Origin of the sequence: Streptomyces nymphaeiformis, assembly GCF_014203895.1 — a bacterium.
GTDB lineage: Bacteria > Actinomycetota > Actinomycetes > Streptomycetales > Streptomycetaceae > Streptomyces > Streptomyces nymphaeiformis.
In genome coordinates this window covers 94977-117059 of the sequence record NZ_JACHJY010000009.1, presented here as the reverse complement: position 1 = coordinate 117059, position 22083 = coordinate 94977, and the positions used below count along the sequence as shown (strand labels likewise).

The following is a 22083-nucleotide window of genomic DNA, read 5'->3' as shown; positions in this document are numbered from 1 at the left end:
ACCCGGCAGCGGCTGGGGTCAGACGGCGGAGGTGGGGGCGGCCTCGGGCTCATAGGCCCAGCCGAAGGTCCCGTCGAGGTGAGCGCCGAGGTGGCCGGGCTCCAGCTCGCACGCGAAGGCGTCGTACTCGGCTCCGCAGTACTCGTCGTCGACGTCGCCCTCGGTAACGAGGTGCGCGCTGTCGTGGCCGGCGGGCTTGATGCAGCCCGAGCCGCGCGCCTGAGTGACGCCGTAGGTGCACACGCCGGTGGCGTAGGTGCCGGTGGTCTGCTGCTTGGCCATGGTCTGGCTCCTGTCGTGGGTAGTGTCGGGTCGGGCTGCCCTGCTTGGTTGCGACATGCAGGGCGGCCTGCGGCGTGTCAGGCGGCGGTTTCGTCGTCGGCGGCCCACAGGCCGTCGTGGTCGTGCTCCTCGACCGGCAGGCCGGGCGGGCAACCGGGGCAGTAGTCCCGGCCCTCCCAGTCCGACCAACCGTCCGCGGCGGCCTTCTCGTGGTGGCCGGCAGCCTGCACGGCGGAGGTGGTGCGCTGGATGTGGACCGTGAGCGTGTAGGCCATGCAGGTGTCGCAGTCGCAGATGGTCTGCGTGCTGGTGTCGCTGGTACGGCGCACGGGGGTCTCCTTCGGCAGGTTCGGGCGGTCAGGCGGTGGCGCGCTTGCGGAGCAGGTAGGCCTGCTCGTCCTCGGCGGTCGGCGCCTCGATGCCCAGGGCGTGCAGCACGGCGGCAAGAACGGTGCCCGGGTCGGCGTCGGGCTGACCGGTGGCGCCTTCGATGGCGTGCCACGCGCGGTCGTGCTCCTCGACGGTGAGGGTGCGGGCGGGCTGTTCGGTCATGGCGTGTCCTTCTGGGTGTGTGGTGGCGGGACGGGTCAGGCGGGGGTGGCGCGGCATTCGTCGCAGGGCTGCGGGGTGGGGCCGGTGGCGGCGGTGCCGCAGGGCCAGGCGCCGGGGCGGGCGATGTGGTAGCAGGGGGCCTCGGGCTCAGCGGTCCGCTGCCGGGGCGCCTTGGGCGTGATGCCGGCGGCGGCGAGGAGGAGGGCTTTGATGTCGCCCTGCCTCTGGGCTTCAACGATGTCCTCGTCGCTGGGCTCGAAGATCATCAGGTTGCCGCCATGTCCACGAAGCGGGCGTAGTGGCCCTGGAACGCGGCCGTGATCGTCGCCGTCGGGCCGCCGCGGTGCTTGCCGACGATGAAGTCGGCCTCCCCGGATCGGGGCGAGTCCTTCTCGTAGGCGTCCTCGCGGTGGAGCAGGATCACGATGTCGGCGTCCTGCTCGATCGAACCGGACTCACGCAGGTCGGACACCATCGGCTTCTTGTCGGTGCGCTGTTCGGGGCCACGGTTCAGCTGGGCCAGGACCACGACGGTGATGCCGAACTCCTTGGCGAGGAGCTTCAGCTGCCGGGACAGTTCGGAGACGGCCACCTGCCGGTTCTCGGCCTTCGGCGCCTGCATGAGCTGCAGGTAGTCGACGATGACGAGCCGCAGCCCTGCCGTGCGGACGAGGTGCCGGACGCGGGCCCGCAGGATCGGCATGGTCAGGAATGCGTTGTCGTTGATGAACAGCGGTGCCGCCTGGATTGCCGGCCCCCGCTTCGCCAACCGCTGGACCGCGGCAGTGTCGTCGCCGACGATGCCCAGCTTGATGTGGTGCAGGGCGACCCGGGCCTCGGCCGAGACGATCGAGTTGCCGATCTCATCGCGGCCCATCTCCAGCGACTCAAAGAGGGTCGGGATGCCGTTGCGCACGGCGGCAGCGCGGGCCAGGCCGAGCCCGAGGGTGGTCTTGCCCATGGCGGGCCGGGCGCCGATGACGACCATCTGCCCGGCGGCCCAGCCCCCGGTGAAGAGACTGTCGAGGTCCATGAACCCGGTGGAGATCCGGTCGTCTGCGGTGGGCGGGGTGACGGCCCGGGTGAGTACGCCTTCGAGGACGTCGCCGACCTGGATGGTCTCTTCGTCGGTGCCTTGGCGGATGACGCCGTCGAGTTCGAGCTGGGCGGCGGCGATGTCGGTGTCGGGGTCGAAGGCAGCGGAGCGGGCCAGGTTGATCGCAGCATGGCCGTGGGCGACGAGCCGGGCGGCGATGGCCTTCTTGGTGACGCGGTCGGCGGCCCAGGAGGCGGAGGCGGGTGTGGCCTCGATGTACAGCTGGGCCAGCTCGTCCTTCGTCGCCGGCACGGTGGGCATGCGGCCGTCGGCCCGGAACGCCTGGAGCTGCCGTTCGACGGCCTCCCAACGGATGCTGCCGGGCTGCAGGCTGGCGCGGATCTCCTCGACGGCGAACCAGATCCAGCGGTAGCGGTCGGTGGTGATGTCCGCGGGGTCGAAGCCCTGGACCGCCAGGTCGTCGACGAGGTCGGTGCGGGCCATGACGGCGGCCGCGAGGATGCGTTCGGCTTCGACGTCGGCGATGTAGTCGCCGGCGGGCAGCTGGTCGTCGAGAGGGGCTTCCCACATGTCGTCGCTCATGCGGCGTCACCGGCCCGACGGTCGGCGCCTTCGAGGAGGAGCACGCCGCCGCGGAACATCTCGCGCAGCCGGGACTGGACGCGGTCGCCGACGATGTTGGCGGTGGCGCCGGGAAGCACGTCGCAGGTGATGAGGCAGGGCCGACGGTTGATGTACCGCTCGTCGAAGATCTCGTAGAGGCGTTCCTGGGTCCAGCCGGTCGGGGAGACGCGGGCGGCGGCAAGGTCGTCGATGTACAGCAGGTCGGCCTCCTGGAGTTGGCGGGTGAGGGTGCGCACGTCCCAGTCGTGGTTGTCGGGACGGAGCGCGTCGAAGAGGGCGGTGGACCGCCAGGTCTCGATGCGGGGCTTGCGGCCGGTGCGGGTGATGTGAGTGCCGAGCCATTGGCGGGTGGCCTGCCAGGCGGTGTGCGTCTTGCCGATGCCGATGGCGCCGGTGAGGAACAGGCAGACGGGGGCGGTGTCGGCCTGGGTGGCCCATTCGGCAGCCCGCGGATGGATGGCGACGTCCCGGCGGTAGATGACCGGGGTCGCCTGGAGGAAGGCGGAGACGGCGGCTTCGCGGCGCTCGGTGCGGACCGAGTCGCGGTCGTCGTCGTCAGAAATTGAGGGCACGCTGCTTCTCCTCTTCGGTCATGTGGTTCATGTCTCGGGGAGCGGTTGGAGCGCCGACTGCGCGGAGGTGGGTCCGGGTCTGGCGTTCGCTGGCCCACTTGGCCGAGCGGCGGATCCACTTCTGCCATTCGGCGGGCCAGTTGCTACGGCGCCGGCCTTCGGCACGGTGGTGGTCAACGAATTGAGCGGTCTCGTAGTCGATGTCGAGGGCGGGCCCGAAAGTGTCGAGGGCCCAGCGGCGCATCGAGTCGGTGAGGGCGAATCCGTCGTCGTCGATGGGGGCGAGGCCGTCAGGCCGTGGGGCCTCAGCCAAGGCGACGGAAGGGATCGAATCGTTGGCCAACCCACCCCCCTCCTCTTCTGGGGCTGGGGTAGGGGTAGGGGCAGGGGCAGGGGAATGCGCGCGTGACGCGCCCGCGCGCCCGCGCGTAGAGGCTTTCGGACCCCCCTCGGCATCCCCCTCTTGAGGGGTATCGGAGGGGGTTGCCGAAGGGGTTGCGGAGGGGGTTACGGAACCCCTTCCGGAAGGGTCGGGTGTGAGGTCTCCGAAAGCCTTCCGGAGGGCCTGGATGTGGGTGGCGATCTGGGCCCGGATGGAGGGCCCGTCTTCGCCGCGGTACTTCGTCGGCTCGCTGCTGAGCTCGTCGAGCGGGATGCGGTCCATCTCATCGAGCAGGGCCCGCTGCAGGTGCTTGGAAGAGATCTCCAGTGCGCCGGACACCATGGCGCCCATGACCTTCGGCATCCGCCAGACGCCGTCGTTGCGGACGAAGGAGCGGATGAGGAGCTCCTCGGTGTCCTCGTCCATGACGATGAACCGGGCTCCTTCGAGGGTCTGGAGGAGCTTCTCCAGCTCGGCAGAGGTCAGGCCGCGGGCCTTGCGGGACCAGCGGCGCAGGGTCAGGTCGAGGAGGCCGGCGTGGTTCAGGTTGGGCTGTGAGATGAGGAACAGGTAGAGGCGCTGTTCCCGCTCGCCAAGTGCGAGGAAGTCGGCGTCCTCCCAGATGCTGGTGAGGATCCGGCCGTGGCCACGTGCCATGGGAGGTCTGCTTCCTGGTGAAGGGGGTGGTGGTCTAGGCGGCGGCCGCGAAGGCGGGCTCGGCGTGCCTGTCGATCTGCTCGCCGGTGATGGCTTCGACGAGGGCGCAGACGAGGATCTCGGCGGCGTTCGGGGTGACGGCGTTGCCGTACTGGCGGACCTTGTCGCGCTTGTTGCCGAGGACGATGTAGTCGTCGCCGAAGCTCATGGCGCGGCCGATCTCGTGGGGTTCGAGCATCCTGAAGAGGACGTCGTCGACCTGGACGTCGCCCCTGACGAGGGCATACCGGTCCCGGGTCGTGAGTGCGCCGATCGGTTCGTTGACCGTGCGCGGGGCCCCGTTGCCGTAGTAGGGGACGAGCATGTGCTCCCACGTGAGGAGCGACTGGTGGCCAGCCGTGGTCATGGTCCGGAACGGTTCGGTCGGGGTGGTGCAGTGCTCTCCGCCGTCGCCCTTGCTGCCGTTGTTCCGCATCACCATGGCTGCCGGGGCGACTAGCCCGTGGTGGTTGCCGGAGGCGGTCACGGTGGCCAGGGATTCGGACACCGATCGGGCGACAGAGCCGCCGCCGCGGAGCTCGGCGATGAACGGGAGCCAGGCGAGCCCGGTCTCGTTCCGCGTCGTCATGGCGCGCAGCGGCGTATGCGCGGAGGCCGCGTTCTTCCCGTCCCGGCCTTCGACGGGGACCATCAGCGGCGGCACCATCAGGGCGTCGTTCTCCCGTGTGGTGCGCGCTGGCATCGGCTCCGCCACGGAGACGGCCGCGTCACGCCACGTCCCCCCGGCAGGGACCATCATCGGCACCGGGCGGGCGAACTTCTTCAGGCCGGCCTCGATGCGGGCGATCGTCTTGTCGGCGAGGGGCTTGGCTCGGTCGCCGATCCGCTGGCCGGGGATGGACCAGTCGATCGCGGCCGCAGCCGGGAGAGCGTCGGGCTCGACGATCTGGTTGCGGCAGGACGTGTTTGGGCAGCGGTAGACGTACTGCTGCCGGTAGCGGCCCATGTCGCGCTTCGGGTCCTTGAACACCTGCATGGCCTGCACGTGCCGGTCGCAGCCCGAGCACCAGGCACGGGGCCGCAGCCACTTGGCCCAGTCGGGGGTGCGGCCGAGGGACTCGTGCCAGTAGCCGACGTACAGCCGGTCGCGGGACTGCGGCGCCCGGTGCACGGACCGCGGGTCGGCGTGCATGCTGTTGAGGGCGATGATCCGGGTGCGGTAGCCGAGCTTGTGGATCTCGCCGATCCACCGGTCCCACTGGTCCCAAGCTCGGACGTCGGTGACGTTCTCGACGATGCCGGCCTTCACCAGGCCCCCGCGCTCCTGTACGCCACGGAGGTACAGCGGCACCTCTTCCATGAGGGCTCGGGACTCTTCCTCGGCGGAAGGCTCGTCGTCCTCGTCGGTGGCGGCGAGCAGGTCGAGGAGGCTTCCCTGCATGGCGCCGACGAAGTCTCGCTTCTTGCCCTTGGCGACGGACCAGTTGGTGCATTCCGGGGAGGCCCAGAAGATGTCGCAGACGGGCCAGTCCCAGACGGGCGCCTTGCGGATGTCGCCCTGGTAGTGGCTGGTGGTCGGGAAGTTCGCGGCGTGCGACTCGATGGCAAGCCGCCAGTGGTTGGCTGCCCGCTCGACGCGGACGCCGGGGACGGCGTGGACGCCCTGGCTGGAGCCGCCGGCTCCGCAGAACCAGTCCATGACGGAGAGTGCGTCGTTGTCGTGGCGAGGCATCAGGCGGCCTTTCCCATGTCGCGGATGAGGTCGTGGACGTAGGCGCGGGCCATGCCGAGGCGGTCCGCGATCTCGTGCTCGGGCACGTTGAACGAAGCAAGGTGGGCGATCTCGCGTCGGCGGTAGGCGCCGAGCTCGTCGCGGTGCTCTTCGGGGGTGCACTGCGGGTCGTCAATGTCGCGCCACGCGTCGGGCCCCCACCAGCCGGCGGCCCGTGCCATTCCCCGGGTCACCGGCGACTGGCCCACCTGGTGGCGCCGCCGTTCGTAGACGGCGGCGATCCGGGCCGCGAAGTCCTTGCTGGTGACCCGCCTGATCTGGGAACACATGTGCCGGGCGGTGGCGTAGCTGATCTGGGCTTCCTCGGCGACGACGTAGAGAGGGTGGCCGAGAACCGCCAGAGCCTGCAGCCTGCGCATGGAACCGACGTTGCTCGTCCAGTAGCCGGGCCTCGCTGCGTCGAACTCCGGATCGAAGGCGAGAATGGTCTTGGCGTTCTCGGGCGAGCAGGTCTTGTACCTGCCAGCAGCGAGGCCGCCGATGGTGCCGACCTTGATGCCGGTGCAGGAGGCGATGTCGATCTGCGTCCAGCCCCCTTCCTCGATGAGGTGGCGGAGGTGGCTGGCTACGTCAGTGGCATCGATGCGGCTGGGGCCTTCGCGGTGGCGGCGGAGGTCGGACTGCTTGCAGTACCGCTTGTTGGCCTCGACGCACTCGTTTCGTCGGCAGCCGCGGAGGTAGCAGCGGCGTTCTCCGTGCCGGGGCGGGGTCTTGCTGGTCACTGTCCTGTCTCCTTCCGGTCGGGTGTGCGTGCGGGGAGTTGCCAGATGGCCTGGCAGACGCGTCGGTTGTGGGCGTCGCGCCATCGGCGGAGGTCGTCGAGGATGCGGATGGCGGCGAGCTCCCGCATGCAGGTGCGGTACTGGCGGTCGCGGAAGCTCATGCCGCGGCTCGTCGGGCTGCGGCGGTGCCCTTCCAGGTGCGGACGCCGGAGTGGTTCACGGTGGGCCGGTCGCTGCACGCCCAGCCGGCGGTCCGGATGTAGCCCTCGTCCTTCAGGAGCGTCATGAGTCGGCCCCAGTGATGGGCGGAGTCCGGCGGCTCGGGCAGCTTGTGCTCGTCGGCGATCTCGAAGCAGGTGAACGTTCTGCCGGTCGCAGCGGCGTCTATGTACTTGGGCCAGACCTGAGCGAGCCACGTCTCGTAGTCCTCGGCACGCTGGCGGCGGGCGGACTGCTCGGGGACGGTGCCGTCGAGCGCGGGCTGAATAGGCGTCGTCATGCCTCTACCTGTAAGCCCGCGGTGCGACACGTTTGGTTTCACGGAAGGTTTCACGATCTTGCTCACGGCGTCCTCTCCCTGCTGGCCTGCGGATTAGGAGTTCTTGCGGCGCACGGCCTACTCGACGAGTTCGCCGTCGATGGGCTCGTCGTCGGCCGGGTCGTAGTCGTCGAGGACGGACACGGTCGGCATCTGCGGGCTGGCCGCCTCGTTGGCGACCTCGGCCTGGGCGCGGAGCTGCTCGCGCATGTACTCGGCGCTGGTCGGCACCCACTTGGCGAGCTGGCGCACCGCGGACTTGAGCCACATGGATTCCTCGTTCGTGTTCCACGGGCTGTACTGCGAGTTCCTGGAGTCCGACTTGGCCTTGAGTTCCATGACCCGCGTCCGGTTCAGGACGACGACCTTGGAGGTGGCGCCGTCCTTCATGACGGCGTAGGCGTACACGCCGACGAGGGGGCCGCGGTCGGTGCCGAACCAGTCGATCTCGTGGACCGGACGCTCATCGCGGCCGGGCACGTAGTGGAAGGTGTCGTTGGCGCGGACTACTTCGACGATGACGGACGATGCGGCGCCCGCCCGGTAGATGAGTTCGACGATCCCCTGGTAGCCGACGATGCCCTTGATGATCTCGGCGTGGCCGTGGGCCTTGCTCTTGCGGGCGGTGAGGTAGAACTGCTCGGTTCCGGGCTCCAGTCCGAGACGGGCCGCGGTCTTGAGTTCCCGGAGGAAGACGCCAATGTCGTTCTGGGCCGCCTTCATCAGGTCTTCGTTGCCGCGGATCGCGCCGACGGCCAGACGGATCCACTGGTCGGCGTTGATGTGGGAGGGGACGAGGGCGGCGTACTCGCTTCGGTACGCCTCGATCTGGGCGGCCGGCCCGTTGTCGCGCTTCTCGATCGCGTTGCCGATCTGGCTCATGCGTGGGTGCTCCTGTACGGCTGGAGTGCGAGGGTGGTGCCGTCCGGATTGACCGTGCGGTAGGCGATGCGGCGCTCCCCGCAGACGGCCCGGTAGCCGTTGCCGATCAGGTCGAGGACTTCGCCGCGGACCTGGATGAACTCGGTGTCGACGGTGCGCCGCTGATCGCCGATGACCTCGTAGCGGGCGGCGAGGTCGAGGGGGATCTCGACGTCGATGTCGTCGCGGCCGGTGGGCTGGACGCGGATGGTCTGGTAGGTGGCGTCGGCGCCGTCGATGGGGGGCCGGTTGCCCTGTCGGACGTCGTCGAGGAACCGCCAAGCCGCTTCGCGGAGGATCCTGGCGTCGTCGATGTCGTACTCGACGGTGTACTCGCGGTAGTCGTGGCCGGAGACGAGTAGCGCGACGTGAGTGGTGCGGTAGCCGGTGACGTCCATCTGCCACTGGACCTGGCAGCGGTAGTAGACGGGGATCTCGTCGCTGCCGGCCGGACCCCAGCCTTCGCCGAACGGGCTGGTCTTGACCTCGACGAGGCAGTTGTCACCGATGCGGTCGGGGGTGGCGCGCTGCCAGTCGCGGTCGCAGTGCCGCCACGTGCCGGTCTCGTGGAGGTCCATGCCGTGCTCGTCGGCGAACTTCTTGGCAACGGCGTCCTCGAGGCGGTTGCCCCATTCGACGGCCGGGTTCGGCTGGAACGGCGGGGTGGGCAGGCCGGCCTTCTTGTGCCAGAGGCTGAAGCGGGACTGCCACGGGGAGAGGCCGACGACCGCGGCGATCTCGGTGGCGGTGATGCACAGCCCGGCGCGAGCCTGCTCCCACTCGGGGGTTCCAGGGGCGTACTGCCCGAGGAGGACCCCGGTTGGCGGCTGGGTGGTGATCACGCGGCCACCTCGCCGCTGGTCGCAATGGCCGTGAGGTTGGCGACGCCCTTGGGGTCGTACTGGATCGCGGCGACTGCGGCCCCGTACTCGGGGAAGGCCTCGGACAGGCGGAAGAAGTGCTGCTCGTCGGCGATGGCGAAGGCGCACAGGAGGTGCGTCGTGAAGCTGCCGGCCTGGTAGCCGCCCCGCCCGAAGTGGAAGAGGACGTGGTTCGCGACGTCCGGGGTGATGGCGTGGTCCATGAAGGGCTCCTGAGGGTGTGAGGAACCAGGGCCCGCCCCGAGAACGGGGGAGGGGCGGGCCCTGGCTGGCGCGGAGCCGGGGGGAGGCTCGACGCGCCGGTCTATGGGTGGGTCAGACCTTCGCCGTCTCGGGCTTCACGGCGGTCCACTGCTCGGCCTGCTCGTCGTAGACGACGTGCGGGTTGTCGTCGACGCGGAAGCCGATGCCAGCGTTCTTGGCCACGTTCAGCCCCATCGCGAGACGCTCGGCCCACTCCGGCGCCCGCTTCTGCCGCAGGGCAGTCACGGCCTCCGTGTGCTCGTTCTGCCACTGCTGCGGGTCGAAGCCGGCGGACTCGGCCGCGTCCCATGCCCACTCGCCGATCTCTCCGGAGTCGAGCTGCTCGGCGACGTCCGCAACGGTCTGCCGGGCGAGCCGCGGGTCAGCCTGGTTCAGGGCATCGAGGTAGCGGTAGGCGATCCAGGCCGCGCACCCGATCCGGATGTTCGCATCCCACAGGTCGCGGTCGGCGTGGTAGTCGGCGGCGTGCAGGTCGTCGGTCGAGTTGAGTACCTCCTGCAGCAGCCCCCCGCCGGCCTCCCGGACGGTCTTGGGTGCCTCATAGGCGGGCGGTTCGGCCTCGGGCATGGACGTCTCCATGTCGATGCCCTTGCCGCCGGCGGCGAGTGTCCACTGCCACAGGTCGCGGGCCTTGTCGAACGTCTCGACGCTGATGGGGCCGAGGCCGGAGAAGCGGGCGGGCATCACGGCTCCGATGAAGTCTTCCGCGATCAGCAGTGCCGCCGCCTCGTCGGTCGTCACGCGGAGACGGAAGTAGCCCTCGGCGCTGCCGAACTTGGCGAGCTTGGTGCTGTCGAAGGCGGGGAACGGCGTCTCGTCGGCCGCGTGCTCGGTGAGGGTGCGGAGGATGCCGCGCCAGTCCGGGAACTCCAGGCCGCGGTCGACGGCGATGCTGAACGACGCCTGGGTGGAGTCGAAGGCGACAGCGTCCTTGCGGGGTTCGATCGCGATGTCGACGGCGCCCTTGTGGCCGCGGATCCACTCGCGGAGGGCGGTCAGGCTGGTGCCGGGGATGGTGCAGGCCCACGGCTCCTGGGCGGTGTCGCCGTGGTTGAGCTGGTAGCGGGCGGCGGCGAGCGTGTACCGGTCGGATGCGACGGTGTAAAGGTAGCGGCCATCGGCGTCGAGGCGGATGCCGTGCAGTGGCTTGATGGTCTCGTCGCCGATGTGGGCGATGGTCTTGTCGATGAGGAGGCCGAGCTGGTGGGCGTTGATGGTGATGCTCACGGTGCTCCTTCTGGGATGCTTGGGGTGCGCCCCGTCGACTTCGCCTCGACGGGGCGTCCTGCTGGGGTTGTGCGCCGGGCCGGCGGGTCGGTTCACCGCTGGGCCCGGCGGGTTCATGCGGCGGCGCGGGGGCCGGTGATGGGGAGGAGCATCTGCGCCTGGTAGCTGGCCGAGACTTCGGGCAGGCCGTGCCGCTTGATGAGGTGGTCGGTCATGTCCTCAGCCGCAGCAGCCTTGGACACGCAGGTGACGTGGTGCTCGCAGCGGGGCGCCGGGCAGCGCAGGTAGCCGGTCACGCGGCGGCCTGCTTCCGGTGCTCGCAGGTGGCCATGAGGCACGGCTTGGCCTGCTCGTCCCACTGCCCGCGGGTGACGAGCCGAATCGTCCAGCCGTTCTTCAGCTCCCGGTCGCGGTCGCGCTGCCGCGGGGTGAAGTCCTTGTGGGCGTCGGCCGCGGTCATGGCGGTGTCGCCGTGGCTGCTGCTGAACACGCAGCCGGTGCGGTCGGCGCGGATCCAGAAGCACTGGGAAAGCGGGATGACGGTGTCGTCTATCTGAACCATGAGCTTCACGAGGCGGGCTCCTTCGAGAGGTGGCGGCCGAGCAGGGCCAGGGCGGCGAACGCGCCGCCAGCCGCAGCGAGCTGGATCCAGGCGTGGGTCACGGCGTCTCCCGTCCGAGGACCCGGCGGGTCCAGTCGTCGAGGGATTCGGTGTGCCCGTCGCGGATCGACGCCGCGTAGTCCGGGTCGGGGGCGGTGAGGCCGAGGGAGCGGAGCAGCATCCCGCCCGCCGTGTCACGGACCGGGGCGGGTGCCGCGTCCAGGTCGCACAGGAGAGCGGACACGATCGCCGTCTGCGGGGTCACGAGGCCACCTGCTCGCCCGGGTGGGTCTGGTTACGGACGGGCTTCCACGGGGGCTTGCCGCTACCGGGGCACGGCTCGGACCAGTTGCGTCCGCTCCACCGGTGCTCGCCCATCACGCCGTCCTTGGTCATGGCCCGGTCCTTCGTGCAGTGCTCGCACCAGCCGCGGGGGCGGGCGGGTTCCGGAACGGCGGGGTAGACGATGCGGTAGGTGGGGTGGTCCCAGCGGATGCGCTTCTCGCCGTCGACCCGGAAGGCGAGGTACGGGCCGCGGGTGCCGACGATCGTGGCGGGCTTGCCGTCGTACTCGATGCGCATGCGGTGGCGGGCAGGCACGTCGTAGTAGCGGCGGATCCACTCCATGGAGCTGGTCACGACGTCACCACCTCGACCGGGAAGGGCGGAGTCGGGTTCTTGGCGAACGCCCGCCGGTAGCGGTAGCGCGGGTTGGGCGTTTTCACCTCGGTCCACTCGATCGGCCCGTGGCAACGCCGGTACGGGCTGTGGTACCAGGCAGGGTGCATGGCGAGTGCCCCGCAGTCCGGGCAAGCGATCTTCGGGCCGATCGGCGCTCCGGTCAGGGCGCTCCGGTCGTAGTGGTCGGGGCGGAGAACGTCGATCGACCCGTCGATGGCCTGCTCTCGGCTGAAGTCGGGGAAGTCGCAGCCGTCCTCGTACTGCTCGAGTGCGGCGTCCTGGCTCTCGGCCGAGACCTTGACCATGTAGACGGAGGTGACCTCGAACTTCACGTAGTAGTCGCGCTCTTCGAGCCCCCACCGTCGGTGCTGCGGCACCTGGCTCTCGATGAAGTCGAGGATGTCCTCAGCCTCACCCCTCGGCTCCGGACGGGCGTACCGCTGGCCGCGGGCATCCTCGTGGGCGCCGGGGTGGCCGAGATCGCGGACGCAGTCGTAGATGCTGATGGTCTCGCCGTCCTGGAACAGCTCCTGGGCGCACTTCATCGCGTGCCTCCAGGGGCCCAGCCGGGGTAGTCGGCGTCGGTGGAGCAGAGTTCGGGATGGAGCAGCATGTAGATCGCATCGCCGTCGGCGACGACCTCCTGCTCGTTACCGAGGGCGGCGTGGCGGGCCTGTGAGGCACGCAGTACTGCGATCTGCTCCTCAAGAAGCGCCGTCGGCACGTCCAGGCGCTCGATCGGGTTGATGGTCATCACGCCTCCCCCCTCTGCTGCGGGACGGTCGGGTCTTCGAAGGCCCGGTCGGCGGCGATCTGTCGCATGACGGCGACAACCTGGTCAGCGCGGAGCCACTCGGCGCCCAGCTGGCGGGCCCGGCGCTCGACCCGGTCGGCGGTGGCCTCGAGGACCTCGGCACCGAATGAGTCGGCGGCCTGCTTCGCAGCCTCGAAGTGGGAGGCGCCTCCGCTACGGAGCATCCTCAGCAGCTCGTCGCGGGCGCTCATGCCGCACCTCGCACGATGAGCCGCGGGTCGTACTGGGCGAGGGTCTTGTTCGCGCGGGCCAGGTCGGCGAGCGCGTACTCGCGGGCCTCGCGGTACTGGGGTGCCCGGCACAGGGTGACGTTGTAGGCGAGGTTGATCGCCTCGGCCTCGGCGGCCAGCACGTGCTCGGGGATCTGCCGGCCGATCAGCGTGGCGACGGCGTCCGGGATCGGGACGGGCACCAACTGGTGGTGCATGGGGGATACTCGGGACACGGGGTCCTCTTCTCTCTCGCAGGTGATTGCGGTGGAGGGGTGGATCTCGAAGGGCCGGCCGTCGCGGTGTAGGAGCCCGGCGGCGGCCCGCATAGCCGACTAGGCGGCGAGGGCCTGACAGGCGGCGACCGGCCTCGGCGAGGAGGACCGCTTGGCGGCACGCCTCTTCATGCGGGGCCGGCCGGTGCGGGTGTTCGGCGCGTTGATGTGGCGCTCGAAGATCTCGGCGAGCTGGCTCTCGCTGAACCGCAGCTGTCCGTTGATCCGGGCGTGCGGGAACGGGTCGTGCTCGCGGTTGACGCCGTCGCGGAGGAACCGCACTCCGCCTTCCGGCTTCGTCTCGTCCGCCAGCTTGAGGAGCCAGGCTGCTTCCTTGACGGTGTAGACAGGCTCCAGCGTCTTCGGCGTGGTCCGGCGGGTGGTCATGTCACCTCTTCTTTCGTCGTGGGTTCTCGCTGCAGCAGGCGGGTGTCGTCCGCCTCTATGCCGAGGGTTCGGCGGAGCCGGGCGTAGGTGCCCGGCCTCATGCGGGTGCGGTAGCCGGTTTCGAGGTGGTTGAGGTACGGCCGGCTTATGCCGGCGGCCTCGGCCGCTTCGTCCGTTCCCAGACCTGCGTGCATGCGGGCCTTGCGGATTTCCGCCCCGTTCACCTCGTAGGTGGGAGGGGGTTGTTCCATGGCTAGAAGCTAGCTGGAGATAGCGGGTGTTGTCTAGCGGGAGTTAGCGGGACTTTGCGTCTTGTGCTCCCGTGGGCAGAGAGAGATCTTGCTCAATCCCGGTCACGCTCGGTCGCGCGTGTGTTACTTCTAGCCGCTCTTCGCCCTGCTCCTGGCTGCTCCTAGCTGGTCCTGCCAAGATGGACTCATGGCAGCCCTCGACCTTCACCGCCTCGCGGAGTACGTGAGACTCCGCCGCACCCAGCTCCACCTGGGCGTGGAACCTGCGGCACGAGCCGCCGGCATCAGTAAGGACACCTGGAAACGCGTCGAGAACGCACTGACGGTGCGCGACACCAAGTACGCGGAGATCGAGCGAGTCCTCCAGTGGGCACCCGGAGGCTGCATGGCAGTCGCCCGCGGGGGAGAGCCGCTCCTCAGTGCGCCGTCCGACGCCGACCCGGACGTGCGCCTCACCGAGATCCCGTCAAGCGAACTAGAGCGGGCCGTGGGGGACGCGGTTCGCAGCGCCGTCGTCGCCACCCGAGGTGACCTGACCGGCGACGACATCCTCAAGCTCAACGCCAAAGTCATGGAGGAGCTGCGCCAGCGCGGCATCCTCAAGGATTGAAACTCGGCCAATCGGAGTACAACCTTTTTGAGTCACCGCGTTTCATTGAAAGTCGTCCTAGATTCTTAGCTCGTACTGGCCACAGTTAGCTGCATCCGTGGCAGAGTCGAAGGACCTTGGGGGTTCCCCGCAGCACCCGGAAGGGGGGAACTCGGTATGCGCAGGAGTCTGCTCGTCGCCGATCTTGACCCGACGTTCGAAGGCTGGGTCGGCGTAGCCGATGGGAAGATGATCTGTGTAGCGCCGCCCGGCGTCTTCCAAGACGTCGACCGGCAGCGGAGCATGCGCGCTGTCGTCAGGCGCAGTGGTGGGGACTGTGCGACGTGCAAAGGCTGCAAGTTGGGCCGTGGCGCGTAACAGTCAGACGTTGCGGCATCCGGCGACGGGGACATCGCCGGGTCGCCGCGGCCATAGATGAAAGGGCGCCCCGATCTCTCGGGACGCCCTTGTTTACTGCTCAGGCCGCCTGTTGCGTCTCTTCGCTGCCCAGACTGGGGGCGCCGGAAAGGAGACGCACGAGATCGGCCGTGATGACGACGTGGCGGGTGCCGAGCGGAATCGTCTTCACGGGGGAGTCGCCGCGCTTGATCCGCTCGTGCAGGTGGCTCTTGCTGCAGCCGATGGCGCTGGCGGCCTTCGGGACGCTGACCGTGGCGGGCCACTTGCGAATGTCCGCGAGTGTCGGCTGCGGAGAGCTTTTGCGTGATCTTGATCTCGTGGTGTCCGGGGTGCTCGCGCGCTCTGTGCTCACGGCTTCTCCTGTCGGATCTTCGGTGCCGCTGTCGTCCGTCCGTGCTGACAAGATGCTAGCCGCTATTATAGCGGAAGCTAGCGGCGGTGTGCCGCTAGGTCTGAGCATGGAGGATTCGTGAGCCGAATCGAGTTCGGACGGACCGGAAGGGCGGTCGCGGCCAATGTGCGGCGGCTTCGAGGCGAGAGGGGTCTCAGTCTCAGAGGCCTTGCTGAGGCCCTGGAGCGGCACGGCCGCCACCTTGGAGAGGATGCCCTCGGCAAGATCGAGAGGGGTGCCAGAGCTGGCGTCTGCAGCGGCGTCAGGCGTGTCGACGTGGATGACCTCGCGGCCCTCGCGGCCGTGCTGGAAGTCATGCCTGCGGAGCTTCTGCGCTCCCAGGAAGAAGACCGTGGGGCGGCCTACGGCGGCTCGGTGAAGAGGGTGCGAAGCGATGGCTGAACCCAAGCGAATCGTCTTGCGTGATGGCACGGTGCGCTACCGAGTCGTGGTCGACGCCGGCCACGACGAGAACGGCAAGCGCATCCAGCTCACCATCACGCGAGACACGAAGACCGAGGTCAAGAACGAACGAGACCGCATTCTTCATCAGCGAACCGCTGGAACGTTCATCGCCCCCAGTAAGATCACGCTGGGGGAGTGGCTGGACCAATGGCTCGAGTACAAGCGGCGCGACGTCGAAGAGACGACGATCGTGAACTACCAGACTGCCTTGGTCCACTTCCGCGCCAAGCTCGGCCGGATCCGCCTGCAGGAGCTGACCGAGGATCACATCCAGGACTGCGTCGACGAGACCATCGCGACGGGGCGCAGGAAGGGCGGCCAGGTGGGAACGAGGCTGTCGGCGACGTCCGTTGAGGGGCAACTTACGCGCCTGAAGAGCGCCCTGGATCGCGCCGTCATCCGCAAGCTGATCCCGGTGAATCCCGCAAAGTTCGTTCGCGTGTCCCTGGCGGACAGGAAGACCGACAAGCGGGAGCGAACCCGGGTCAAGCCGTGGACCGTGGTTGAGGTGCAGACGTTCGTGCGCGGCATTGCCGAAGACCGGCTGTTCGCCCCGCTGCTGCTGTCGCTGATGGGTCTGCGGCCGGCCGAGGTGTGCGGCCAGCGCTGGACCGACATCGACCTTGAGAACGGGATCCTGTCCATCACGACGACCCGGACCATGGTGTCGAACAGCAAGGTCATCGAGAAGGACACCAAGACCTCGTCCGGCGAACGCTCCCTGCCGCTGCCGCGGGCCCCGTGGGAGATGCTTCTGGCTTTCCGGGAGCGGCAGGACGCTGAGAGGCTGGCTGCGGGCGAGGCGTACACCGACAGCGGATACGTCGTCGTGGACGAGCTGGGCGTTCCGCTGAACACCAGGCTCCTGCGGGAGCACGCCTACAAGCAGATGGAGAAGGTGGGTCTGCGGAGGGTGAGGCTGTACGACGCCCGACACGCGGTACTGAAGGCCCTGGCTCTGGCCGGGGTTCCCGATGTCATCCTCGCCGCCTGGGCCGGGCACACGAACGCGTCCTTCACTAAGCGTAAGTACGTGTCGATCGAGGCCGAGGATATGAGGGGCGCAGCCGAGGCTCTGGACGTGTTTCACGGCGGAGACCGCAAAGCTCTCATGTGAGAAATTGTGAGAGATGCAGCGCATGAGGCCCTTTTACGTGGCGCTGAGCTGCAAGGATTCATCTCGCGCATACTCGGAGGTAGGTCATCCGGCCGGTGGCGCTCGCGTTCACCTTGAACGCGAGCGCGGTGAACGGCGCCTCCGGGTCCGCCGGGACCTCGCCGCGCACCGGCGGCATGTCCGACGGGGCCGGGAGGTACGCGACGACGGCGTCGAGCAGCGGCTCGATGCCCCGGTTGCGGTACGCCGAGCCGCACAGCACGACGACGGCCTCGCCGGAGAGGGTGAGGTCGCGCAGGGCGCCCGTGAGGGTCCCGGCGGAGAGCGCCCCCTCCGCGCAGAACTCCTCCAGGGCTCCCGGGTGCAGCTCCGCCACCGTCTCCTCAAGGACTCGCCTGCGGCGCCGCGCCTCGGCCCCGAGCTCGTCGGGGACCGGCAGGTCGGCGAAGGCGTCGGCGCCGTCGGCCCACACGTACGCCCGCATCCTGACCAGGTCCACGACTCCCGTGAAGCCGTCCTCGCGCCCGATGGGGAGCTGGACGGGGAGCGGGACGGTGCCCAGGCGCGTACGGATCGACTCGACGGCGCCGTCGAGCTCCGCGCCCGCGCGGTCCAGCTTGTTGACGAACGCGAGGCGCGGGACGCCGTGCCGGTCGGCCTGGCGCCACACCGACTCGCTCTGCGGCTCGACGCCCGCGACGGCGTCGAAGACGGCGACGGCGCCGTCGAGGACGCGCAGCGAGCGCTCGACCTCGTCGGAGAAGTCGACGTGACCGGGCGTGTCGATCAGGTTGATCCGGTGGTCCGCCCAGTCGCAGCTGACGGCCGCGGCGAAGATCGTGATGCCCCGGTCCCGCTCCTGCGGGTCGAAGTCCGTGACGGTCGTGCCGTCGTGGACCTCGCCGCGTTTGTGGGTGGCGCCGGTCAGGTACAGGAACCGCTCGGTGACGGTGGTCTTGCCGGCGTCGACGTGGGCGAGGATGCCGAGGTTGCGGATACGCATGGTGGTGCCTTTCGCTGCTGCGTCTCGTGAAGAACGGGGCAGCGCGATTCCCGGACGGATCCCTACGGGATCGTGGTCACGTCACGGGTCGGCGATGGCGGGCGCGCAGCCGCCATCGGCCGGAGCGAGAGGCGAGGATCACGTCGAAGCGGCGCGTACGCACGGTCGGCTCTCCTCGGTGGACACTCTCGCGGCACGGCACACCGGTCGGTGCGCCGTGCCGCGAGTGTAGGGAGCGCCGCCGCGCGGGCGACACCGAATTATTCGGCGGGCTGCAGAAGGTCCCAGCGGTTGCCGTAGAGGTCCTCGAAGACGGCGACCGACCCGTACGGCTCGTGACGCGGCTCCTCCAGGAACTTCACCCCGGCGGCCGTCATGCGCTCGTGGTCGCCGGCGAAGTCCTCGGTGTGGAGGAAGAAGCCGACCCGGCCGCCCGTCTGGTTGCCGACGGAGGCCTCCTGCTCCTCGTTCTTCGCGCGTGCAAGGAGCAGCCCGGCGTTGCCGAGGCCGCCGACACCGGCCGCGCCGCGCGGCCGGACGACGACCCAGCGGCTTCCGTCGCCGCGGTCGGTGTCCTCGACCAGCTCGAAGCCGACGGCGTCGGTGTAGAAGGCGATGGCCTCGTCGTAATCACGGACGACGAGGGTGACGAGTGCGATGGACGGCATTTCCTCAACGTAATACGCGGAGGGGGAGGAACCTACCCGCGTCGACCCGCGTCGTGGCGGGGGGTGACCCTTGCGGAAGGGAGGGTCGGAACGAGGGTGGGGGGAGGGTCGGGGGGAGGGACGACGGAAGCGGTCGGCCCCTGCGGGGGACGACGGAAGAGGTCGCCCCTACGGGTTCTCGGGCGTGCGCGCCCACGCCGCCCTGCGGCGGGTCTCGTTCTCCTGGGCCATACGACGCAGCAGGGCCAGGACCGGTTCCAGGAGGAGGACGACGACGGCGGCGTGCTCGGCGAGCTTGAGCCGGTCCTCGGCGTCGTCGAGCTCCTCGAGCCGGTCGACGTCCAGCTTCGCGGCGGCCGCCGCCAGTTCGGCGTACGGCAGGAGGTCCCCGGTGCCGTACTCGACGCCGAGGCGGCTGAGGTCCATGAGGCTCGCGGCGAGGGCGCGGCGGTGCGGGGAGTCGGGGGAGACGTCCCAGCCCATGGCGCGTACGAGCTCGTCGACCCGGGGCGCCTGCTCGTCCACCGCGTCCGTCTCGGCGGCGTCGACGGGGGTCGGCAGCGCGTAGTGCACGACGCCGAGCGTGGCGAGCGGGTCGAGCGGCTCGTCGATCGCCGTGAGGACGTCACGGGTGGCGGCGATGGACAGGCCGCCGCGGGCGGTCAGGGCGCGGATCAGGCGCAGGCGCTGGACGTGCTCGTCGCCGTACAGGGTCAGCGTCGCCCCGAGCGGGCGGCCGGGCGGCAGCAGGCCTTCCCGCAGGTAGTACTTGATCGTTCCGACCGGCGTTCCGGACAGACGGCTCAGGTCAGAGATCTTCATGCGCACTCTCGCTCGACGCTCTTCGGGTGTGATCAGTCTCCCAGGCCCGCGAATGGACAGCTCTTCTAGATAGTGCCACTCTCTAGCTAGAGAGTGAAGGTTTCTAGTGTTGTCGCTGAGCAGCGACGACGCCCCATCGAAGCGGGAGCCCCCTGTGATGCCCGAACCCACCCACCTGCTGCGCGTGAGCGCCCGCGGGCTGCTGCGCCGGCGCGGCGTGTGGCTGCCCTCGGCGGTGATCCTCGGTCTGCTGTCGTTCGTCCTGTCGCTGCTCTACCTGGGTGCCAACGACGACCCGGTCGGCTCGACGAAGGACCTGCCCATCGCCCTGGTCAACACGGACCGGGGCGTCCAGGTGGCCGGGAAGCGGATCGATCTGGGCGCGCGGATCACCGCGCAGATCACGGGCGCGGCCGACCTGAAGGAGAAGGTCGACTGGCAGCAGGTCGACCGCCGCACCGCCGACGACCTCCTCGCCCGCGGCAAGGTGTTCGGCGCCCTCGTCATCCCCGACGACTTCTCCGCCTCCGTCGCCGCCCTCGCCGGGCCCGCGCAGCACACCCCGCACCAGCCCACCATGACGGTCCTCACCAACCCGGCCGCAGGAAGCTTCGGCTCCTCGATGGCCACCGAGATCAACCGCAAGGTCGTCGAGACGACCTCGGCGGAGGTCGGCGAGCAGCTGGGGCAGGCCGCCGCCGCACACCGGCCGGCTGCGGGCGCCGCCGCGCAGCTGACGGTCGCCGACCCGGTGAAGGCGGTTATCCAGGAGGGCCACCCCCTCGGGCAGCACAGCGGCCTCGGCCTCAGCGCCTTCTTCTACGCGCTCGTCCTCGTCCTCGGCGGCATGCTCGGCGCCAACGTCATCCACATGCAGGTGGACACCGATCTCGGCTACGCCGCCAGCGACAAGGGCCCGTTCCGCATCGTCAAGCCCGTCCAGCACGCCACCCGGGTGCACCACTTCCTGGTCTGCTCGGCGCTCATGGTCGTCCTGTCGATGCTGACCTCCGCGCTCGCCCTGGCGGCGGCCGTCGGCGTCATCGGCATCGACGCCTCGAACCTGACCCTGCTGTGGCTCTTCGGCACCTGCGCCACGGCCGCCATGGGCATCACCGCGCTGGCCCTGCTCGCCGTCTTCGGCACCCCGGGCCCGCTCGTCTCCATGCTGGTCCTGATCGGTCTGGCCGTCCCGTCGGCCGGCGCCACCATCCCGATCCAGGCGCTGCCGGACTTCTACCGCTTCCTGGCCACGTTCGAACCGTTCCGGCAGGTCGTCGACGGCGTCCGGTCCATCCTCTACTTCGACGCCCGGACCGACGCCGGGCTCGGCCACGCCTGGACGATGGTCGGCATCGGCTTCGCCGCCTCGCTCGCCCTCGGCCTCGCCCTCACCCGCCTGTACGACCGCCGGGGCCTGCACCGCTCGACGCCCCACCTGGCACAGCCGGTCCCCGTCGGCTGAGCGGGCCGGATCCGCGGCGCCGGTGCGAGAATGCCCCGCATGGACGCGCAGGAGTTCGACCGGCTCGACGCACGCGCGCGGGCGCTCGCCGTGCCCGGGCGGCGGCGGATCCTCGGGCTCGCCGGGGCGCCCGGGGCCGGGAAGTCGACGCTCGCCGAGCGGCTCGTCGCCCGGCTCGACGGGCTCGCCGTCCTCGTCCCGATGGACGGGTTCCACCTGGCGCAGGCCGAGCTGGAGCGGCTCGGGCGGGCCGGCAGGAAAGGCGCGCCGGACACCTTCGACGCCGCCGGGTACACCGCGCTCCTCGCCCGGCTGCGCGCCCCCGTCCCCGGCGTCACCGTCTACGCACCCGCCTTCGACCGCTCCCTGGAGGAGCCCGTCGCCGGGGCGATACCCGTCGCGCCCGAGGTTCCCCTCGTCGTCACCGAGGGGAACTACCTGCTGCACGACGAGGGCGCCTGGGCCGGGGTCCTGCCCCTCCTCGACGAGGCCTGGTACCTCGACCTGGACGCCCGCCGCCGCGTCCCCCGGCTCGTCGAGCGGCACGTCCGCTTCGGCAAGGACCGGGCGCACGCCGAGCGCTGGGTCCAGGACTCCGACGAACCCAACGCCCGCCTGATCGCCCACGGCCGCGACCGCGCCCACCTCGTCGTGCCGATGGCGTGACCCGGCCTGATCCGAAAGACCGGCCTACGCGGCCTGCGGCGACACGACGCGCGACGCGTGCTCCGTCGCCGCCACCGCCAGCGCCCGGACGATCGGGTGCGGGCGGGTGCCGTCGCCCGCCAGTTCCGGCTGGAAGAGGGTCGCCAGGAAGAAGGGGTGCGAGGGGAGTTCGGCGATGCGGATGCCGCCCTCCTCGTCCGCGCCCGAGAAGCGCAGGCCGTGGGCCCGCAGGGTGTCCAGGTGGCGGCTGTCGGCGCCGTAGTTGCAGTGGTAGCGCTCCGTCGTCCGCTCCGCGCCGAGCGCCTTCTCGGCGAGCGTGCCCGGGGTGACCCGTACGACGCCCTCGTGGCCCACCAGCGAGCAGGCCAGCGGTGCGATCAGCAGGTCGCCCGGGTCGGCCTCCGGGTCGTTCTCGGCGTGCGCCGCCCGCTCCAGGCCGCAGACGTCCCGCGCGTACTCGATCAGGGCGTGCTGGAAGCCGGCGCAGGTGCCGAGGAAGGGGATGCCGTCCTCGCGGGCCGTACGGATCGCCGCGAGCGCCCCCGCCTCGCTCGCGTACGGGCTGCCCGGCAGCACCCACACCGCGTCGAAGCCCTCCACCGCGCCCGGGGCCTCCGCGTCGGCCGTCGGGATCCAGTACGCGTCGAGCGCGAGGCCGTCCCGCTCGGCGAGGGCGTCCAGGAGGACCGGGACGCGGACGTGCGAGCGGACGTGCGGGGAGCGGTCGCCGACCAGGGCGATCCGGGGGGTGTGCGTGTGTGTGTTCATGGCCCTCATGCTCGGCCGCA

The 22083-nt window shown here is 70.0% G+C and carries 34 protein-coding genes and 1 pseudogene; 5 read left to right on the top strand and 30 right to left on the bottom strand.

The features are described from left to right. Positions 1-18: 18 nt before the first annotated feature. The 25 genes from GGE06_RS29140 to GGE06_RS29020 all read right to left on the bottom strand — a co-directional run bounded on the left by GGE06_RS29140 (position 19) and on the right by GGE06_RS29020 (position 13689). Positions 19-282 carry a hypothetical protein gene (locus GGE06_RS29140; protein ID WP_184932207.1) on the bottom strand — a complete coding sequence of 88 codons (264 nt, stop codon included), beginning with the start codon at positions 280-282 and terminating at the stop codon, positions 19-21. A gap of 77 nt (positions 283-359) precedes the next feature. Then, a complete protein-coding gene (locus GGE06_RS29135) occupies positions 360-611 on the bottom strand; it encodes a hypothetical protein (protein WP_184932206.1) in 252 nt (83 codons plus the stop codon). 28 nt (positions 612-639) lie between these two features. Next, entirely contained in the window at positions 640-834 is a 195-nt protein-coding gene (locus GGE06_RS29130; protein ID WP_184932205.1) for a hypothetical protein, read from the bottom strand. 35 nt (positions 835-869) lie between these two features. Beyond that, positions 870-1100 carry a hypothetical protein gene (locus GGE06_RS29125; RefSeq protein WP_184932204.1) on the bottom strand — a complete coding sequence of 77 codons (231 nt, stop codon included), beginning with the start codon at positions 1098-1100 and terminating at the stop codon, positions 870-872. Beyond that, positions 1100-2473, bottom strand: coding sequence for a replicative DNA helicase (locus GGE06_RS43525; protein WP_184932203.1), 1374 nt, complete (start codon positions 2471-2473; stop codon positions 1100-1102). The genes GGE06_RS29125 and GGE06_RS43525 overlap by 1 nt, the downstream gene beginning before the upstream one ends. Next, positions 2470-3087: a DnaA ATPase domain-containing protein gene (locus GGE06_RS29115; protein ID WP_184932202.1), complete on the bottom strand. Its 618-nt coding sequence runs from the start codon at positions 3085-3087 to the stop codon at positions 2470-2472. Before GGE06_RS29115 ends, GGE06_RS43525 begins: the two co-directional genes overlap by 4 nt. Then, complete coding sequence (locus GGE06_RS29110) at positions 3071-4126, bottom strand: hypothetical protein (protein WP_184932201.1); 1056 nt, start codon at positions 4124-4126, stop codon at positions 3071-3073. The genes GGE06_RS29115 and GGE06_RS29110 overlap by 17 nt, the downstream gene beginning before the upstream one ends. 34 nt (positions 4127-4160) lie before the next feature. Further along, positions 4161-5858 (bottom strand): DNA cytosine methyltransferase, encoded by a 1698-nt coding sequence (locus GGE06_RS29105; RefSeq protein ID WP_184932200.1) that lies wholly within the window; start codon positions 5856-5858, stop codon positions 4161-4163. After that, positions 5858-6640 (bottom strand): hypothetical protein, encoded by a 783-nt coding sequence (locus tag GGE06_RS29100; protein WP_184932199.1) that lies wholly within the window; start codon positions 6638-6640, stop codon positions 5858-5860. The genes GGE06_RS29105 and GGE06_RS29100 overlap by 1 nt, the downstream gene beginning before the upstream one ends. Continuing rightward, positions 6637-6801: a hypothetical protein gene (locus tag GGE06_RS29095; RefSeq protein ID WP_184932198.1), complete on the bottom strand. Its 165-nt coding sequence runs from the start codon at positions 6799-6801 to the stop codon at positions 6637-6639. The genes GGE06_RS29100 and GGE06_RS29095 overlap by 4 nt, the downstream gene beginning before the upstream one ends. Continuing rightward, positions 6798-7139 (bottom strand): hypothetical protein, encoded by a 342-nt coding sequence (locus tag GGE06_RS29090; protein WP_184932197.1) that lies wholly within the window; start codon positions 7137-7139, stop codon positions 6798-6800. Before GGE06_RS29090 ends, GGE06_RS29095 begins: the two co-directional genes overlap by 4 nt. A 117-nt stretch (positions 7140-7256) precedes the next feature. Further along, positions 7257-8060 carry a recombinase RecT gene (locus GGE06_RS29085; protein ID WP_184932196.1) on the bottom strand — a complete coding sequence of 268 codons (804 nt, stop codon included), beginning with the start codon at positions 8058-8060 and terminating at the stop codon, positions 7257-7259. Beyond that, a complete protein-coding gene (locus GGE06_RS29080; protein ID WP_184932195.1) occupies positions 8057-8941 on the bottom strand; it encodes a YqaJ viral recombinase family nuclease in 885 nt (294 codons plus the stop codon). The genes GGE06_RS29085 and GGE06_RS29080 overlap by 4 nt, the downstream gene beginning before the upstream one ends. Beyond that, entirely contained in the window at positions 8938-9183 is a 246-nt protein-coding gene (locus GGE06_RS29075; RefSeq protein ID WP_184932194.1) for a hypothetical protein, read from the bottom strand. The genes GGE06_RS29080 and GGE06_RS29075 overlap by 4 nt, the downstream gene beginning before the upstream one ends. Before the next feature lie 112 nt (positions 9184-9295). Beyond that, complete coding sequence (locus GGE06_RS29070; RefSeq protein WP_184932193.1) at positions 9296-10471, bottom strand: hypothetical protein; 1176 nt, start codon at positions 10469-10471, stop codon at positions 9296-9298. Positions 10472-10584: 113 nt separating this feature from the next. Then, on the bottom strand, positions 10585-10767 hold the full coding sequence (locus tag GGE06_RS29065; protein WP_184932192.1) for a hypothetical protein: 183 nt from the start codon (positions 10765-10767) through the stop codon (positions 10585-10587). After that, positions 10764-11042 carry a hypothetical protein gene (locus GGE06_RS29060; protein ID WP_184932191.1) on the bottom strand — a complete coding sequence of 93 codons (279 nt, stop codon included), beginning with the start codon at positions 11040-11042 and terminating at the stop codon, positions 10764-10766. The genes GGE06_RS29065 and GGE06_RS29060 overlap by 4 nt, the downstream gene beginning before the upstream one ends. An 88-nt stretch (positions 11043-11130) precedes the next feature. Next, a complete protein-coding gene (locus tag GGE06_RS29055) occupies positions 11131-11337 on the bottom strand; it encodes a hypothetical protein (RefSeq protein ID WP_184932190.1) in 207 nt (68 codons plus the stop codon). After that, the gene (locus GGE06_RS29050; protein WP_184932189.1) at positions 11334-11711 is read right to left on the bottom strand and encodes a hypothetical protein; all 378 of its coding nucleotides are present in this window, start codon (positions 11709-11711) and stop codon (positions 11334-11336) included. Before GGE06_RS29050 ends, GGE06_RS29055 begins: the two co-directional genes overlap by 4 nt. Next, a complete protein-coding gene (locus GGE06_RS29045) occupies positions 11708-12298 on the bottom strand; it encodes a hypothetical protein (RefSeq protein WP_184932188.1) in 591 nt (196 codons plus the stop codon). Before GGE06_RS29045 ends, GGE06_RS29050 begins: the two co-directional genes overlap by 4 nt. Beyond that, on the bottom strand, positions 12295-12507 hold the full coding sequence (locus tag GGE06_RS29040; RefSeq protein ID WP_184932187.1) for a hypothetical protein: 213 nt from the start codon (positions 12505-12507) through the stop codon (positions 12295-12297). Before GGE06_RS29040 ends, GGE06_RS29045 begins: the two co-directional genes overlap by 4 nt. Beyond that, a complete protein-coding gene (locus GGE06_RS29035; RefSeq protein ID WP_184932186.1) occupies positions 12507-12758 on the bottom strand; it encodes a hypothetical protein in 252 nt (83 codons plus the stop codon). Before GGE06_RS29035 ends, GGE06_RS29040 begins: the two co-directional genes overlap by 1 nt. Continuing rightward, positions 12755-13012, bottom strand: coding sequence for a hypothetical protein (locus tag GGE06_RS29030; protein ID WP_376773599.1), 258 nt, complete (start codon positions 13010-13012; stop codon positions 12755-12757). Before GGE06_RS29030 ends, GGE06_RS29035 begins: the two co-directional genes overlap by 4 nt. Positions 13013-13111: 99 nt before the next feature. Then, entirely contained in the window at positions 13112-13438 is a 327-nt protein-coding gene (locus GGE06_RS29025) for a helix-turn-helix domain-containing protein (RefSeq protein ID WP_184932185.1), read from the bottom strand. Then, positions 13435-13689, bottom strand: coding sequence for a helix-turn-helix domain-containing protein (locus GGE06_RS29020; protein ID WP_109185510.1), 255 nt, complete (start codon positions 13687-13689; stop codon positions 13435-13437). Before GGE06_RS29020 ends, GGE06_RS29025 begins: the two co-directional genes overlap by 4 nt. A 187-nt stretch (positions 13690-13876) precedes the next feature. Here GGE06_RS29020 and GGE06_RS29015 point away from each other — a divergent pair, with 187 nt between their 5' ends. Beyond that, positions 13877-14299, top strand: a complete 423-nt coding sequence (locus GGE06_RS29015) for a helix-turn-helix domain-containing protein (protein ID WP_184932184.1) — start codon at positions 13877-13879, stop codon at positions 14297-14299. Between the two features lie 457 nt (positions 14300-14756). On the opposite strand, the gene GGE06_RS29010 is transcribed toward GGE06_RS29015, so the two are convergent. Next, the gene (locus tag GGE06_RS29010) at positions 14757-15050 is read right to left on the bottom strand and encodes a DNA-binding protein (RefSeq protein ID WP_221518638.1); all 294 of its coding nucleotides are present in this window, start codon (positions 15048-15050) and stop codon (positions 14757-14759) included. 117 nt (positions 15051-15167) lie between these two features. On the opposite strand from GGE06_RS29010, the gene GGE06_RS29005 reads away from it, so the two are divergent. Next, complete coding sequence (locus tag GGE06_RS29005) at positions 15168-15491, top strand: helix-turn-helix domain-containing protein (RefSeq protein ID WP_184932183.1); 324 nt, start codon at positions 15168-15170, stop codon at positions 15489-15491. Next, positions 15484-16671, top strand: a complete 1188-nt coding sequence (locus tag GGE06_RS29000; RefSeq protein ID WP_184932182.1) for a site-specific integrase — start codon at positions 15484-15486, stop codon at positions 16669-16671. The genes GGE06_RS29005 and GGE06_RS29000 overlap by 8 nt, the downstream gene beginning before the upstream one ends. Before the next feature lie 70 nt (positions 16672-16741). On the opposite strand, the pseudogene GGE06_RS28995 reads toward GGE06_RS29000, so the two are convergent. The 3 genes and pseudogenes from GGE06_RS28995 to GGE06_RS28985 form a co-directional block, all read right to left on the bottom strand. Next, positions 16742-17674 (bottom strand): annotated as a pseudogene (locus tag GGE06_RS28995) (GTP-binding protein); the annotation flags it as partial. 260 nt (positions 17675-17934) lie between these two features. Then, positions 17935-18342, bottom strand: a complete 408-nt coding sequence (locus GGE06_RS28990) for a VOC family protein (protein WP_116158275.1) — start codon at positions 18340-18342, stop codon at positions 17935-17937. Positions 18343-18510: 168 nt separating this feature from the next. Then, complete coding sequence (locus GGE06_RS28985; protein WP_116158274.1) at positions 18511-19164, bottom strand: MerR family transcriptional regulator; 654 nt, start codon at positions 19162-19164, stop codon at positions 18511-18513. A 157-nt stretch (positions 19165-19321) separates the two neighbouring features. On the opposite strand from GGE06_RS28985, the gene GGE06_RS28980 reads away from it, so the two are divergent. Beyond that, on the top strand, positions 19322-20629 hold the full coding sequence (locus GGE06_RS28980; protein WP_184932181.1) for a YhgE/Pip domain-containing protein: 1308 nt from the start codon (positions 19322-19324) through the stop codon (positions 20627-20629). A gap of 30 nt (positions 20630-20659) precedes the next feature. After that, positions 20660-21295, top strand: a complete 636-nt coding sequence (locus GGE06_RS28975; RefSeq protein ID WP_376773598.1) for a nucleoside/nucleotide kinase family protein — start codon at positions 20660-20662, stop codon at positions 21293-21295. 24 nt (positions 21296-21319) lie between these two features. On the opposite strand, the gene GGE06_RS28970 is transcribed toward GGE06_RS28975, so the two are convergent. Then, positions 21320-22072, bottom strand: a complete 753-nt coding sequence (locus GGE06_RS28970) for a CTP synthase C-terminal region-related (seleno)protein (protein WP_446696916.1) — start codon at positions 22070-22072, stop codon at positions 21320-21322. Positions 22073-22083: the final 11 nt, after the last annotated feature.

What these genes read in the sequence shown, in the direction of transcription:
- GGE06_RS29140 (WP_184932207.1), bottom strand. Translation starts at nt 282, where the DNA reads ATGGCCAAGCAGCAGACCACCGGCACCTACGCCACCGGCGTGTGCACC.
- GGE06_RS29130 (WP_184932205.1), bottom strand. Translation starts at nt 834, where the DNA reads ATGACCGAACAGCCCGCCCGCACCCTCACCGTCGAGGAGCACGACCGC.
- GGE06_RS29125 (WP_184932204.1), bottom strand. Translation starts at nt 1,100, where the DNA reads ATGATCTTCGAGCCCAGCGACGAGGACATCGTTGAAGCCCAGAGGCAG.
- GGE06_RS43525 (WP_184932203.1), bottom strand. Translation starts at nt 2,473, where the DNA reads ATGAGCGACGACATGTGGGAAGCCCCTCTCGACGACCAGCTGCCCGCC.
- GGE06_RS29110 (WP_184932201.1), bottom strand. Translation starts at nt 4,126, where the DNA reads ATGGCACGTGGCCACGGCCGGATCCTCACCAGCATCTGGGAGGACGCC.
- GGE06_RS29105 (WP_184932200.1), bottom strand. Translation starts at nt 5,858, where the DNA reads ATGCCTCGCCACGACAACGACGCACTCTCCGTCATGGACTGGTTCTGC.
- GGE06_RS29095 (WP_184932198.1), bottom strand. Translation starts at nt 6,801, where the DNA reads ATGAGCTTCCGCGACCGCCAGTACCGCACCTGCATGCGGGAGCTCGCC.
- GGE06_RS29090 (WP_184932197.1), bottom strand. Translation starts at nt 7,139, where the DNA reads ATGACGACGCCTATTCAGCCCGCGCTCGACGGCACCGTCCCCGAGCAG.
- GGE06_RS29085 (WP_184932196.1), bottom strand. Translation starts at nt 8,060, where the DNA reads ATGAGCCAGATCGGCAACGCGATCGAGAAGCGCGACAACGGGCCGGCC.
- GGE06_RS29075 (WP_184932194.1), bottom strand. Translation starts at nt 9,183, where the DNA reads ATGGACCACGCCATCACCCCGGACGTCGCGAACCACGTCCTCTTCCAC.
- GGE06_RS29045 (WP_184932188.1), bottom strand. Translation starts at nt 12,298, where the DNA reads ATGAAGTGCGCCCAGGAGCTGTTCCAGGACGGCGAGACCATCAGCATC.
- GGE06_RS29040 (WP_184932187.1), bottom strand. Translation starts at nt 12,507, where the DNA reads ATGACCATCAACCCGATCGAGCGCCTGGACGTGCCGACGGCGCTTCTT.
- GGE06_RS29035 (WP_184932186.1), bottom strand. Translation starts at nt 12,758, where the DNA reads ATGAGCGCCCGCGACGAGCTGCTGAGGATGCTCCGTAGCGGAGGCGCC.
- GGE06_RS29025 (WP_184932185.1), bottom strand. Translation starts at nt 13,438, where the DNA reads ATGACCACCCGCCGGACCACGCCGAAGACGCTGGAGCCTGTCTACACC.
- GGE06_RS29020 (WP_109185510.1), bottom strand. Translation starts at nt 13,689, where the DNA reads ATGGAACAACCCCCTCCCACCTACGAGGTGAACGGGGCGGAAATCCGC.
- GGE06_RS29015 (WP_184932184.1), top strand. Translation starts at nt 13,877, where the DNA reads ATGGCAGCCCTCGACCTTCACCGCCTCGCGGAGTACGTGAGACTCCGC.
- GGE06_RS29000 (WP_184932182.1), top strand. Translation starts at nt 15,484, where the DNA reads ATGGCTGAACCCAAGCGAATCGTCTTGCGTGATGGCACGGTGCGCTAC.
- GGE06_RS28990 (WP_116158275.1), bottom strand. Translation starts at nt 18,342, where the DNA reads ATGCCGTCCATCGCACTCGTCACCCTCGTCGTCCGTGATTACGACGAG.
- GGE06_RS28985 (WP_116158274.1), bottom strand. Translation starts at nt 19,164, where the DNA reads ATGAAGATCTCTGACCTGAGCCGTCTGTCCGGAACGCCGGTCGGAACG.
- GGE06_RS28980 (WP_184932181.1), top strand. Translation starts at nt 19,322, where the DNA reads ATGCCCGAACCCACCCACCTGCTGCGCGTGAGCGCCCGCGGGCTGCTG.
- GGE06_RS28975 (WP_376773598.1), top strand. Translation starts at nt 20,660, where the DNA reads ATGCCCCGCATGGACGCGCAGGAGTTCGACCGGCTCGACGCACGCGCG.
- GGE06_RS28970 (WP_446696916.1), bottom strand. Translation starts at nt 22,072, where the DNA reads ATGAGGGCCATGAACACACACACGCACACCCCCCGGATCGCCCTGGTC.